Here is a 12,359-nt window from a genome sequence, read left to right as displayed (position 1 = left end):
CTTAGTGGTTTTGATATTTCCGACACTTAGATGAGAAGTGTCGGACTTTTATGATGTTGTCTTTATGGTTTGTTCTTGTCTGTTCGTAAGTAAGTTCTTGCTGGGTCGCAATATAAATTTCTTCTGATTATAATTTTCCGTGTTGTGAAAAACTGTGTTGTCATTTTTTTGAATGATGGCTAGGTTGTGTTGTGTTTGAATGTTTTTGTTGAATGTTTTTCCGTAAGGAATTAAATGGTTTGGGAGAAAAGGATTGAAGCTTACGCACAGGGAGAAAGAGGTGCTTGATTTGCTTTTGCAAGGGGGCACGAACAAGAAAATAGCGCAACAGTTGCGTATTAGTGGTTTTACGGTGCGGGACCATGTGTCTTCGTTGTTGCGCAAGTACTGTGTCAGAAGTCGTATGGAATTAGTAGTAGAGATTGGCCGTATGGGTGAAGGTTCATATGGGCTTTCGGGACCCCTACATCGGTAGGGTTGCTATGTCAGGTATTGAAGTTTATTTTTAAATCAAGTGCGCAAGAGGTGAGGATGAAAAAGCTGTCTTTGTATATACCGCTTGATTATGTGGCGACCCGTGTGGATTTGGTGTTGATGGTGTTGAGTTGTCTGCTTATGTTGGGGCTTGGTTTGATGATGTGGAATGCGAGGGTGGAAGTGCCGCCGGAGCCGAAAAAGTTGGTGCTGCGCAGCGCATATGTTACCCATCCTTTAGATTGGTCTAAGTCGTCAGCTTTTTTGTATTTTGCGGTGGGGCAAGATGAAGGGAGTTATAAGTACAAGGTTGAGTTCTCCAGTGAGGATGCAAAGTTGTTGGATGTTCATAAGCATAAAAGGTTGTGGGTGGCTGTAGATGCTGATGGTGAGAGTGAATTTGTATGGGCGGTGTATGATGAAGAACTTCGATTGATGGTGAGTCGTAAGCAGATTGAGTGGTGGGTGCGATATAACAATGGTGGTAATTATTTTGCGGTTGTGTTGTCGTGCCTGGCTTTAAGTTATTGCGGTTTTTTCATATTCAGGTGTGGTGTTTGGAATCGGCATTATTGTAGGAGGATGGTTGATGATAATAGGGGAGGTTGAGGGAGGTATTTATGTAGTTGATGATTTCTTGACTGAAGCTGAAGAGAGGGCGATTGCTATTCAGCTCAAGGGTGAAGTGTGGCGCTATAACTGGCCAAGCTATGAAAATTCGCCCGCTGTCAGGCCCTGCTGGCACGTGTTTATTGCAGGTAAGAATCGCCCGTTAGGCCAGTCAAGCCTTGAAGAGTTGAGGGAGAATAAGCCTTGGAGCTTTTTGATCCGTGTGTGGGAGCGATTTCTGGCATTGCATGATTTTAAAATCACTTTGTTAGGCGTTTATGCGAACGGACAGACGTTTGGTCAGGATGCGATCATTCATCGAGACAATAAAGTACATCCCGGTTTAACAATTGTTGTGTTTTGTAATGAGTACTGGCCGACCTCTTGGGGCGGTGAGCTGGTTTTTTACAATGACACTAAAGAACATATTATCAAGGCAGTATTGCCGAAACCAAGGCGCGTGGTGGTGTTCGACGGGCGAATCCCCCATGCCGCACGATCACCTTCAAATACATGTGACCAAGTCAGGATGACCCTGGCATTTAAAACAATAATTGAGGAATAGCAGGTGGCAGGTAAAATTGAAGTAATTATAGGTGTTATTGATGACGGTGTTACCGTTGGCTCGGGAGCGGTTGCCGTTTCAGATCAGCTTGTAACAAGTAATGAGGGGGGAGCACTACTGAGTCAATCAGCCCAGACGGGTGCGGTTGTGGCGAGTGTTACTTCGGTGACTAAACTGGCGGGTCCCTACGTGCCAATAATTAGTCTGCCAGGGAATATTGTCGCAGGTACGATTACATTCCTGAAAGTAGGGATGGATGTGAAGGCTGGTCGTGAAGTTAAAAAGGGTGAGCTGTACAGTCTGCTGGGTAATGTAGTAGGGGTTGTTGGGACGTTTGTGGTTTTGTCCGGTGCGGGGCCTTTTTTTGTTGGATCTTTAGCTGTAGCCGCTGTTGCGACCGGTTTGTTGTCAATTTATCACTCAGATACTTTCGGAAGATTAATGGCTGCTGCTGACGATTTCTTTAGAAATAATAGAGCTGATAGTTATCTTGATTATATGTGTGCACCAGATATGCGTATCGTAGATCGGAACACGCTAAGAATGGCTTATGCCAATAAGATATTTTCTTGTAATTGGGTGTCGGCGACGGGCGAACTGTTGCCTTCTTCAGTGGTTGTGCACAACGAAAGTAATAGTGTCGCGATAGGAGGAGGAGGAGGAGGAGGAGGAGGAGGAGGAGGAGGAGGAGGAGGAGAAATGGTGCTCGGTGGTACATATACACCCTTCGGCTCTTCTGCTTCCGAGTCGTCTGGTTATGGTGTTGGGCGCGTGGATATTAGTCTTGAGTTTGGTGGTGATATCTATGGGGGAGGGGATAAGTATTTGGGGGATAGTTATCATAAGTGATTTATAGGTTGGTGGCTTTAGTAGGTTTTATGAAAGGTTGAATTATTAAATGTTCATGTTGTGCAGTGTATAATATTGATCTTCACATGCCGGCCGGCATTCTCACTGTTCTACTTATATGAGCTAAAGTTATTTTTCACATCACAAGCCATTCTTAATTGTTGGCAAGGTGCACATGCCCGCCACTGTCCGTGCCCGCATGAAATTACCCCGTGCCCTGCGCGCCCAACACGCCTAAAATACCCGCCATACGTTTTCTGATTTTCCCTCCTGCACCCCCGAGGCACCTTTTTCAATGTCAGTGACAGCTACCACCGCCGCGTCTGTGCCGGATCATCGTGCGCAATTTTTGAACCTGCTGGAAACCGGCCTGGCCCAGAATTCCTTTATCAAGCTGGTGCTGGCCAAATACGTCGGCTCCGAGGCTGAATTGCAGCGGGTGATTATCAAGCAGGTCACGGTCAAGGAGCAGCCTTGCCTGTCGTTTGTGTATCGCTACAAAACCCGCGATATCACCAAGAATTTCCCGCTGGACGAAGGCGTGGCGATCATTGCCGGCCTGCTGCCCGAAGCGTTCAAGAATGCCCATTTGCTGACCCTGACCGACGAAGTGCAACTGGAGTACAGCAAAAAGGGCAAAAGCTCGCTGTTCAAAGGCAAAAGCCAGCAAGAGCGCGAAGTACCGTCGGCTGAGCACAATCGTGAGAAAAATCGCTTTCTGGATCTGACCCGGCCGTTTCTGGCGGACCTGGGTGTGACCAACAAGCAGCAAGAACTGATCCCGGCGATGTCGCGCAAGTGGAAGCAGATCAACAAGTTTATCGAGGTGTTTTCCCACGCCCTGAGCAACTCGCCGCTCAAGCTCGACCAGCCGGTCAAGGTGGTGGATTTCGGTTCGGGCAAGGGTTACCTGACGTTTGCCATTCACGATTACCTGCGTCACAGCCTGCAAGCCGAAGGCCTGGTCACCGGGGTTGAGTTGCGCGAAGACATGGTCACGCTGTGCAACAACGCCGCTCAGCGCCTGGAACACCCGGGCCTGACGTTCCAGCACGGCGATGTGCGCAGTTTTGCGCCCACCCCGATCGACGTGATGATCGCCCTGCATGCCTGTGATATTGCCACTGACTATGCGATCCATATGGGTATTCGCTCCGGGGCGGCGATCATCATGTGCTCGCCGTGCTGCCACAAGCAGATCCGCCTGCAAATCCAGAGCCCGGCGCTGCTCAAGCCGATGCTGCAATACGGCCTGCACCTGGGCCAGCAGGCTGAAATGGTCACCGACAGCCTGCGCGCGCTGTACCTCGAAGCCTGCGGCTATGAAACCAAGGTGTTCGAGTTTATCTCGCTGGAACACACCAACAAGAACAAGATGATCCTCGCGGTCAAACGTGCAGAGCCGGCTGATCCGGCGCAGTTGCTGGTGAAAATCCAGGAGCTCAAGGCGTTCTACAACATCCAGGAGCACTGCCTGGAGACCCTGCTGCAGGCCGATGGCTTGTTGAAGTAAACCTGTAAGTGGTGTCTGGCGGGTACGTAGTACGTGGCTATTACCCGCCCGGGCATTCAGGGGTTACCTTGGCTACTCTTACTGGCCCAAGGTCTTACCCCACAGGAGCACGCACCATGGCAGCGAAAAAAATTCTGATGCTGGTTGGCGACTACGTCGAAGACTACGAAGTGATGGTGCCGTTCCAGGCGCTGTTGATGGTTGGCCATCAGGTGCATGCAGTATGCCCGGGCAAAACCTCAGGCCAGACCGTTCGCACTGCCATTCACGACTTCGAGGGCGACCAGACCTACAGCGAGAAGCCCGGTCATCTGTTTGCCCTGAATTTCGATTTCGACAAGGTCAAAGCCAGCGATTACGACGCCCTGCTGGTGCCGGGTGGCCGTGCGCCGGAATACCTGCGCCTGAATGAAAAGGTGCTGGAGCTTGTGCGTGACTTCGACAAGGCGGGCAAGCCGATTGCCGCGGTGTGCCACGGCGCGCAACTGCTGGCTGCTGCTGGCACGCTGGAAGGCCGTGAGTGCAGCGCTTACCCGGCGTGTGCCCCGGAAGTGCGTCTGGCAGGCGGTACCTATATCGATATCGACGTGACCAAGGCCCACGTGCAGGGCAACCTGGCCACTGCGCCTGCATGGCCGGCGCACCCTGCGTGGCTGGCAGGGTTCCTGGGTTTGCTCGGTACCAAAATCACCTTGTAGGACGAGGGCGTGACCATGTGTGAGCTGTATGTAAAAGCCGATCCGATTCTTTACGAGTCACGTTCGCGCTCATTGCGGATTTGCGGCGTGGTCACCACCTTGCGCCTGGAAAATCAGTTCTGGGACATTCTCAGCGAAATTGCCGAAGCAGACGGCATGACCACCAACCAATTGGTGGCCAAGCTGTATGAAGAGGTGATGGATTATCGCGGCGAAGTCGTTAACTTTGCCTCGTTTTTACGTGTGAGCTGTACCCGGTATTTGAGCCAGCGCCGGGTGCAGGCGCCGGGGTTGAGTGTGGTTTCGCGCTTGCAAGGTTGACACGCTCGTAGCAGCTGCCGAAGGCTGCGTCCGATTGCGCAGCGATCGTAAAACCTGTGTCCGAGGCGTGTCAGGTAAGTTGTGCAGCTGATTTCACGACGGCTGCGCCGCCGTACGCAGCCTTCGGCAGCTGCTACACAACTGTACCCCTCTTGCGTCTAGAAGAACCGTGTCACGCTGATCTTGGCATTGCGGCCCTGGCTGTAGGCATTTTCGCCACTGAGCATCGGCTGATAGTTTTTATTGAACATATTGTCCAGGGTGAAGTTGACTTCGGTGCCCTTGAGGTACGGCTGCTGCGGCTTCCAGTTGGCGAACAGGCCCTGCACGTTGTAGCTGTCGTTGGGGAACTGGTCCCAATAGCGGTCGCCCAGCGCACTGATCGGGCTGCTGTAGTAGTTGTCGCTTGGCAAACGGTCGGTTTTGCGCACGAATTCTCCCTTCCAGCCAATCCGGGCATCCAGGCTCGGGATTTTGGTGCCCAGTACGGCAATCCATTTGGGAGCGGGTACGTCACGGGCCCAGACGTTAGGCCCCCAAGGGTTGGTGTAGGCGCCTTGGTGCTTGCCGGTCATCCATGCGTAGGACAGTGAGCCGAACACGTAGGTGGATTCGTAGAAACTCTCAATTTCGAAGCCCTTGATGGTCACGCTGCCAATATTGCGGTAGTTGGGCATGTTGGGCCCGCACGCATCGGTCATGCTGACCGTGGGAGTTTGCGCGGCGCAGCCTACGCCCGTGGCCTTGAAGATTTCGTCGTCGACGGTGTTGCGGAACAGGGTGGTGCGCACCAGGGCGTGGTCGTTGTCGCCAAAAATCTTGTCGAAGGTGGTGATGTTGCCGCCACGCCAGCCGGTGATCCGTTCCGGATCAAGGCCCAGGCTGCTGGAGGTGCGGCTGCCGACGCCTTGGACTTCGTATTGCTCGTCAATTACCGGGGCGCGCCAGGTTTTGCTGTAGTCCAGGAACAGCGCGGTTTTCGGGGTGATTTTCCAGAAGGCTGACAGGCGCGGCGACCAGCCGGTGTAGGTTTTGTCGCTGTAATCGTGACCCAACTCCGGGTGGTTGTAGTACGGCGCGTCGTTTTCCTGGCCGCGATTGCGCACATGGTCGTAGCGCATGGACGGCGTCAGGGTGAAGTCACCCCAGGTGATGGCGTCCTGAAGATAGAAGCTGTTGGTGTCGACCTTGCCCCGGGGCATGAAGTTGGGCTGGTAGTGGCCGTAGTTGTACTTTTCGACGTCGTAGATGCCGCCCGGCATCCACATGTTCACATCACGCTGGTGCTTGCGAAACTGCACGCCGGTGGTCACTGCATGGTCCAGCGGGCCGCTGGCAAACAGGCTGATGTTCTCGACCTGGAGCATGTCGTCGGTGTAGCCGGTTTCCATCTTGCGCCCGCCGCTGGTGGGCTGGGTGAAGGCCTGGGCGTCACGCTTGTCGGTTTGTTCGGTGTTGGAGTGCGAGTACTTGACCTCCAGATCCACCAGCGGGTTGTCCAGGGGTTCGTATTTGTATTTGGCCGACCAGGTGGTGTCGATCGTCGAGCGGTTGGACAGGTAGCGCCGCGCGGCAATGTCGTAGCCATATTTGTCGATGTTGGCCTGGCTGGGTGGCGCCGGGTAACTCACGGCCGAGAAGGGCACCCACAAATAGTTGTTCGAGCGCGAGTAAGACATGCCCACGCTGTGCTCGTCATTGAGGTGCAAATTGAGCTTGAGCAGTTGTCCGTCCAGGTCCTGGGCCGTATTGGGCAGGCGCTGGGGGTTAACCGGGTAGACATTGCCGGGGTTGGGCATTTTGCCGGCCAGCTTCATATCGTCGCCATCGCGCTTGGTGTAGTAAAACAGAGCGTCGGCGCGGCCATCTTCGGTGCGACCGTAGACAGCGCCGCTGTAGACCTGTTGATGGTCATTGCTGCTATAGCCGTACTTGAGCATGGCGCCGGTGTCCTTGCCCTCTTCGAGCAAGTCGGTCGCATCCTTGGTTTCCATGTGCACTACACCGGCGAAGCCGCCATTGCCGGTGTGGATATCGTGGGGGCCTTTTTCGACTTCCAGACGTTTGATCAGCTCGGGTTCGATAAAAATCGTGCCTTGCTTGTAGCGTTCAAAGCCGCTTTTGGTCGCGCCATCGACGGTCATTTGTACGTCTTCAGCTTCACCCATGCCCCAGATATTGATGGTCTGGCCACCGGGCTTGAGCGAGCCGCCGAGGTTGATGCCCGGCAAGGTGGCGAGCAGGCTGGGGATGTTATTGGCCTGATAGCGGTTGATTTGCTCCTGGGTCATGGTCGACTTGCCGACGTTGCTGGAGTCGACTTCGCTACCGTTGCCCACCACGCTGACCGCGCCCAGTTCCAGGCTGTTGCTGGTGGTGGTGCCGGACTCCCGGGGCCGCACGACGTAGGTGCGATCGATCTGCACTAGGCTGAAGTCGGTGTCTTTGAGCAGGCGCTGGATGGCTTCCTGTGGCTCGAAGGTGCCACTGAGTGCCGGGGCATTCACGTTGCGTAACAGGGCTTCGTCGAACAGCAGCTGGATGTTTGCCTGCTGTGCCACCTCGCTCAGCGAACTGGCCAGCGATTGCGCCGGCAGTTGCAACTGGATCGACTCGGCGTGGGCTTGCAGGCTGATCGCCAGGCAAGCCGCCAGCAGTGTCGGGCGGGTGCACAAATGCGAGAAGTAATGTGGTACGCGAAACATGAAATCCCCCGGTGTGGCAACAAAGGCCAAAAAGACATGCGTTAGCAACGCAGACCGGAGGAAGACGCAACACAATGAAAAAACCACATATGCGAATGCAAAATATTCGCATATATTTTTTTAGCGCGGTTCGATACGGATTTTACCGCTGTCCAGCAGCACGTTTTTAACCGGGATCAGGGCGGGCAGGGCCTTGACCAGCGCCAGCGGATCGCTGACGTCCAGATTGCCTGAAACCTTGTAGTTTGCCAGCGGGCCTTCAGCCAGCTGGATCATGCCGGGGCGGTACAAGTCCAGTTCGTCCACCAGGCTGGCCAACTCACGATTGCGAAAGGACAGGTGGCCAGAGCGCCAGCCCGCCACTTCACCGGTGCCCAGGGTTTGCGCTTGCAGCGAGCCGTTGGCGTAGTTCCAGGTGGCGCGTTGTTGGGCACCCAGCAGCATGGCGGACCTGGCGTCAGGGATGAATGCAACCTCGCCGTGGGCCACGCTGACCACTAGCTGGCGCGGGCTGCGGCGTACATCAAACCCCGTGCCCACCACCCGGATGCGCGCATCCCCGGCATGCACCACCAGCGGCTGCTCCTTGTTGGCGGCGACTTCGATATAGAGCTGGCCCTGGTCCAGATAAATGTCACGCTGGTGTGCGCTGAAGTCCAGACTCAGGCGCGTGTTGGCATTCACGTTCAGGGTGCTGCCGTCGGGTAGCAATACTGTGCGCGCCCCCTGGGCCAGTGTGTTGATCTGCTGTTGATGCAGCGCCACCGGCGCGCCCAGGTTCAGAGCAAAGACGGCACAGAGCACGGCGGCGGCAGTGGCCAGGGCAAAGTGTGCGCGTCGGGGCTTGACCGGGAGCGATACGGGGGCGTTGATCTGTTCTAGCTCGCCCAGGTCGGCCCACAACGATTCAAATTCGGCATAGGCCCGGGCATGGCTCGGGTTGGCATGCCAGGCGTTGAATTGTTCGCGGTTGTCGTGATCGCGGCTATTGCGGTTGCGCGCAAACCAAGTGGCGGCCTGTTCATCGACGCTGTCGTCATCGGCGGTGTGAAAAGGGCTCATCGTGGCTGCTCCTTGCCGCTGTCCCGTTGTAGATGTTGCTTGCAGTGCAGCAAGGCCAGTGCAATGTGCTTTTCAACCATACTCACGGAAATCCCCATGCGTTCGGCAATCTGTGCCTGACTCAAGCCCTCAAAGCGGTGCAGCATAAGGGCTTCGCGACGTCTGGGCGAGAGTTCTGCAAGGACCCGTTTAAGTTGTTCAAGGCGTTGCAGGCGCAGGGCTGCGACCATTGGATCATCCCTCTCATCGCTCAAGGGCTCGGCTTCACTTTCGTTGCGCTCACCGTGTACGGCGTGTCGCACTTGCTGTCGACGCCAGTGATCGCGCAACAGATTGCGCGCCATCTGGAACAAAAACGCCCGTGGCTGTTCGATTTTGCCCCGGTCCTGATAGCCCAGCCATTGGGTGAAAACATCCTGGGTCATGTCGGCTGCATCGCTGGTGTTGTCGGTACGCTTGCGCAGAAAGTGCAAAATTTGCGTATAGAACTCACGAAAGTGATCGGCCACGGGCGGGTCGGGTTCAAGGCCAGACATGAAGATCCTTATAGACACAGCGATGCAAATAAGCTGCGAATGGTATCGATAACCATTGCTATTTGTCTCGTTGAAATTGCCGGTTTCGCTCATTCCTGTGGATAAATGGATAAATAGCCCGTGGCGTCTTTACTGAAGAAGTGCAGGAACCCTTAATTTCAGGAGAAAGGCTATGTCGGGTTGGTACGAGTTGAGCAAGACCAGCAGCGGGCAGTTCCGTTTTGTACTGAAGGCGGCGAATGCCGAAACCATTCTGGTCAGCGAGCAATACACCACACTGGCGGCGGCCAAGGGCGGGATCGCCTCGGTGCAGGTCAACAGCCCGCTGGATGAGCGCTACGAGAAAAAAGTCGCCAAGGACGGCAAGCCGTACTTCAACCTGAAGGCGGCCAATCACCAGATCATCGGTACCAGTGAGCTGTATTCCTCGGACGCCGCACGGGACAAGGGCATAGCCAGCGTCAAGCACAATGGCCCGACTACGGTGATCAAAGAGAAATTTTGATACCTGAATGTGTGCTCTTGTAACCCTGTAGCCGCTGACGAGCAGCGCGAGGCTGCGTCCGGCGGCGCAGCCGTCGTAAATCCCCTCAGCCTTGGTGCATCAGATAGATCGCGCTTATCGGGTTTGCGACGATTTCATCGTCGGGCGCAGCCTCGCGCTGCTCGTCAGCGGCTACAGGTTTACCGTTCCACAGGTACTGAGTGCCTGGTATCGCCCAGCGGATGGGTTTTTGAATCAAAGAAGCGCAGCTCAAGCTTCTTGTCGGCAAACAGCGCTGTGTAATGGTTTTTCTGAAAGCGAATAAACGCCTCACTGCGCGGGTAGATCGAGATGCACAGGGTTTTCAGCGGTGCCTGGCGCAATGCGTCAATCAGGTGTTGATCCTGCTCGCCCAGGCTATGGCCGAAGATGCACAGCGCGTCTTTATGGGTCATCAACTGCTCATGGCAAAAAGACAGGTAATCGGACTGGCGAATGGATTTGCGCTTGTCCTCGCTGCCGGTTTCGCTGACAAACAGCGGTACGTCGTCCAGGGCGCTGATGGAGTGGTTGATCGCAAAGTTGCTTAGCAATGTGGGTTCGCTGGCCGCCAGCTTGCGTGCCTTGCCCTCCTGGTTTTTCACCAGATGCAGGGCGCCATGCAGGTACAGCACCCGTGTGGCCCTGCTTTTGGCCAGTGCCGCGGCGGGTTCAAAGGTTGCATGCGGGGTGCCAAACAGGTCGTTGAAGCCTTTGGGCGACTGCATCACGGCCCAGGGCGCGAGCAGGTCGTAGTTGGAGCAATACACCGTGGCGTAGCGTGCCAGTTCTTCGTTCCAGCAGGCCAGGGTTTCAGGCTGCATCAGGCGCCAGGGAATGTGCACATCCTGGGTGCAGTTGATCAGGGCTTCCTTGATCGCGTAATAGCGTTTGCGCGGCGAGGCCGAGTTGATGGCCAGTGCCTTGTTGACCTTGCTCGCGGTTTTCAGGGCGCTGAGCACGTGCTCGAAGTTACGGGTGGCCAGGGCCTCGAACACACTGAGTTCGGTCTGGCTCAGGGGCTTTTCGGCGACGCTCCTGGCTTTATCGAACAGTGAGTCGTAATAAAAGTCGTGCCACACGGCCATGCTGGCACCGTTGCCAATCAGCAGCCCGCTGCACGGTGTGCTGGTACTTAACAGGTTCCAGTCTTCTAGCTGGGCATCAAATGCCTGGAAGGGGGTCATCGCAAATATCGTCTCAGGGCGTAGGCGGTAGCGGACTTTATCACGCTCAAGTATTGAGCCAGATCAACATTGCGGCTTTGTCATTGGAGGAAGCTGTGGAGACCGAATTAGCCAATGACCCGCGAAGAGGACTCGACATGACCAGCACTTTCTTTATTCCTGCTGTAAACATTATGGGTAACGGTTGCCTGGATGAAGCCATGACTGCGATTCGCAACTATGGTTTTCGCAAGGCGTTGATTGTGACCGACGCGGGGCTGGCCAAGGCGGGGGTTGCGACGTTGATCGCCGAGAAACTCGCGTTGCAGGATATTGATTCGGTGATTTTCGATGGTGCCAAGCCTAACCCGAGCATTGCCAACGTCGAGGCGGGCTTGAAGGTGCTCAAGCAGCATCAGTGCGACTTTATAGTGTCGCTGGGTGGTGGTTCGCCCCATGACTGTGCCAAGGGCATTGCGCTGTGTGCCACCAATGGCGGGCATATCCGTGATTACGAAGGTGTCGATCGTTCGGCCAAGCCGCAATTGCCGCTGGTGTCGATCAATACCACGGCGGGTACGGCCAGTGAAATGACGCGCTTTTGCATCATCACAGATGAAGAGCGCCACGTGAAAATGGCCATTGTCGACCGCAACGTGACGCCTTTGCTGTCGGTCAATGACCCTGAGTTGATGGTGGCGATGCCCAAAGGCCTGACGGCCGCCACGGGCATGGACGCGTTGACCCACGCCATCGAGGCGTATGTGTCGACGGCAGCTAACCCGATTACTGACGCCTGTGCGATCAAGGCGATGGAGCTGATCAGTCAAAACCTGCGTCAGGCGGTAAGTGATGGTAAAAATCTGACCGCACGGGAGAACATGGCTTACGCGCAGTTCCTCGCGGGCATGGCTTTCAACAATGCCTCGCTGGGTTTTGTGCATGCGATGGCGCACCAGTTGGGTGGTTTCTATGACTTGCCCCACGGTGTGTGCAACGCGGTGTTGCTGCCCCATGTGCAGACCTTCAACGCCAGTGTGTGCGCAACGCGCCTGACCGATGTGGCCCATGCGCTGGGTGCCGATGTGCGCGGCCTTAGCCCGGAAGAGGGCGCGCAGGCGGCCATCGCGGCGATTCGTACCCTGGCCAAGGACGTCGAGATTCCTGCCGGGCTGCGGGACTTGGGCGCCAAGCTGGATGACATCCCGATCCTGGCCACCAACGCGCTCAAAGATGCCTGTGGTTTCACCAACCCGCGCAAGGCTGATCAGGGGCAGATTGAAGAGATTTTCCGTAACGCGTTTTAACGGCTGGCAGGCCTGGCTTTTGTGGGAGCGG

The 12,359-nt window shown here is 55.4% G+C and carries 13 protein-coding genes; 9 read left to right on the top strand and 4 right to left on the bottom strand.

Features of this window, described 5'->3' with window-relative positions; translation table 11 throughout:
• The first annotated feature begins 253 nt into the window (after positions 1-253).
• The 7 genes from AB3G35_RS20130 (at position 254) to AB3G35_RS20100 (ending at position 5,029) form a co-directional block, all read left to right on the top strand.
• Positions 254-475 carry a LuxR C-terminal-related transcriptional regulator gene (locus AB3G35_RS20130; protein WP_081481076.1) on the top strand — a complete coding sequence of 74 codons (222 nt, stop codon included), beginning with the start codon at positions 254-256 and terminating at the stop codon, positions 473-475.
• Positions 476-531: 56 nt separating this feature from the next.
• Positions 532-1,083: a hypothetical protein gene (locus AB3G35_RS20125; protein WP_016782190.1), complete on the top strand. Its 552-nt coding sequence runs from the start codon at positions 532-534 to the stop codon at positions 1,081-1,083.
• A gap of 28 nt (positions 1,084-1,111) precedes the next feature.
• Positions 1,112-1,648 carry a 2OG-Fe(II) oxygenase gene (locus AB3G35_RS20120; RefSeq protein ID WP_228795889.1) on the top strand — a complete coding sequence of 179 codons (537 nt, stop codon included), beginning with the start codon at positions 1,112-1,114 and terminating at the stop codon, positions 1,646-1,648.
• 3 nt (positions 1,649-1,651) lie between these two features.
• A complete protein-coding gene (locus AB3G35_RS20115) occupies positions 1,652-2,497 on the top strand; it encodes a hypothetical protein (RefSeq protein ID WP_166672948.1) in 846 nt (281 codons plus the stop codon).
• Positions 2,498-2,792: 295 nt separating this feature from the next.
• Positions 2,793-4,010 carry an SAM-dependent methyltransferase gene (locus tag AB3G35_RS20110; protein WP_088377899.1) on the top strand — a complete coding sequence of 406 codons (1,218 nt, stop codon included), beginning with the start codon at positions 2,793-2,795 and terminating at the stop codon, positions 4,008-4,010.
• 116 nt (positions 4,011-4,126) lie between these two features.
• Positions 4,127-4,708, top strand: a complete 582-nt coding sequence (locus AB3G35_RS20105) for a DJ-1/PfpI family protein (RefSeq protein WP_106116030.1) — start codon at positions 4,127-4,129, stop codon at positions 4,706-4,708.
• Between the two features lie 15 nt (positions 4,709-4,723).
• Positions 4,724-5,029: a ribbon-helix-helix domain-containing protein gene (locus AB3G35_RS20100; RefSeq protein ID WP_095039994.1), complete on the top strand. Its 306-nt coding sequence runs from the start codon at positions 4,724-4,726 to the stop codon at positions 5,027-5,029.
• 158 nt (positions 5,030-5,187) lie between these two features.
• Here AB3G35_RS20100 and AB3G35_RS20095 read toward each other — a convergent pair whose 3' ends face one another.
• The 3 genes from AB3G35_RS20095 to AB3G35_RS20085 form a co-directional block, all read right to left on the bottom strand.
• Positions 5,188-7,734 (bottom strand): TonB-dependent receptor, encoded by a 2,547-nt coding sequence (locus AB3G35_RS20095; RefSeq protein WP_169909572.1) that lies wholly within the window; start codon positions 7,732-7,734, stop codon positions 5,188-5,190.
• 120 nt (positions 7,735-7,854) lie between these two features.
• Positions 7,855-8,796 (bottom strand): FecR domain-containing protein, encoded by a 942-nt coding sequence (locus tag AB3G35_RS20090; protein WP_315245834.1) that lies wholly within the window; start codon positions 8,794-8,796, stop codon positions 7,855-7,857.
• On the bottom strand, positions 8,793-9,332 hold the full coding sequence (locus AB3G35_RS20085; RefSeq protein WP_088377897.1) for an RNA polymerase sigma factor: 540 nt from the start codon (positions 9,330-9,332) through the stop codon (positions 8,793-8,795). Before AB3G35_RS20085 ends, AB3G35_RS20090 begins: the two co-directional genes overlap by 4 nt.
• Before the next feature lie 172 nt (positions 9,333-9,504).
• Here AB3G35_RS20085 and AB3G35_RS20080 point away from each other — a divergent pair, with 172 nt between their 5' ends.
• Complete coding sequence (locus AB3G35_RS20080) at positions 9,505-9,837, top strand: YegP family protein (protein WP_029611568.1); 333 nt, start codon at positions 9,505-9,507, stop codon at positions 9,835-9,837.
• A gap of 179 nt (positions 9,838-10,016) precedes the next feature.
• Here AB3G35_RS20080 and AB3G35_RS20075 read toward each other — a convergent pair whose 3' ends face one another.
• A complete protein-coding gene (locus tag AB3G35_RS20075; protein ID WP_315245830.1) occupies positions 10,017-11,042 on the bottom strand; it encodes a DUF4917 family protein in 1,026 nt (341 codons plus the stop codon).
• Between the two features lie 137 nt (positions 11,043-11,179).
• On the opposite strand from AB3G35_RS20075, the gene yiaY reads away from it, so the two are divergent.
• Positions 11,180-12,328: an L-threonine dehydrogenase gene (gene yiaY / locus AB3G35_RS20070; protein ID WP_016782199.1), complete on the top strand. Its 1,149-nt coding sequence runs from the start codon at positions 11,180-11,182 to the stop codon at positions 12,326-12,328.
• Positions 12,329-12,359: the final 31 nt, after the last annotated feature.

This window comes from Pseudomonas sp. WC2401 (genome assembly GCF_041200115.1).
Taxonomy (GTDB): Bacteria; Pseudomonadota; Gammaproteobacteria; order Pseudomonadales; family Pseudomonadaceae; genus Aquipseudomonas; species Aquipseudomonas fragi.
The sequence above is the reverse complement of the archived record's forward strand: the minus strand, read 5'-3'. Positions and strand labels throughout refer to the sequence as shown.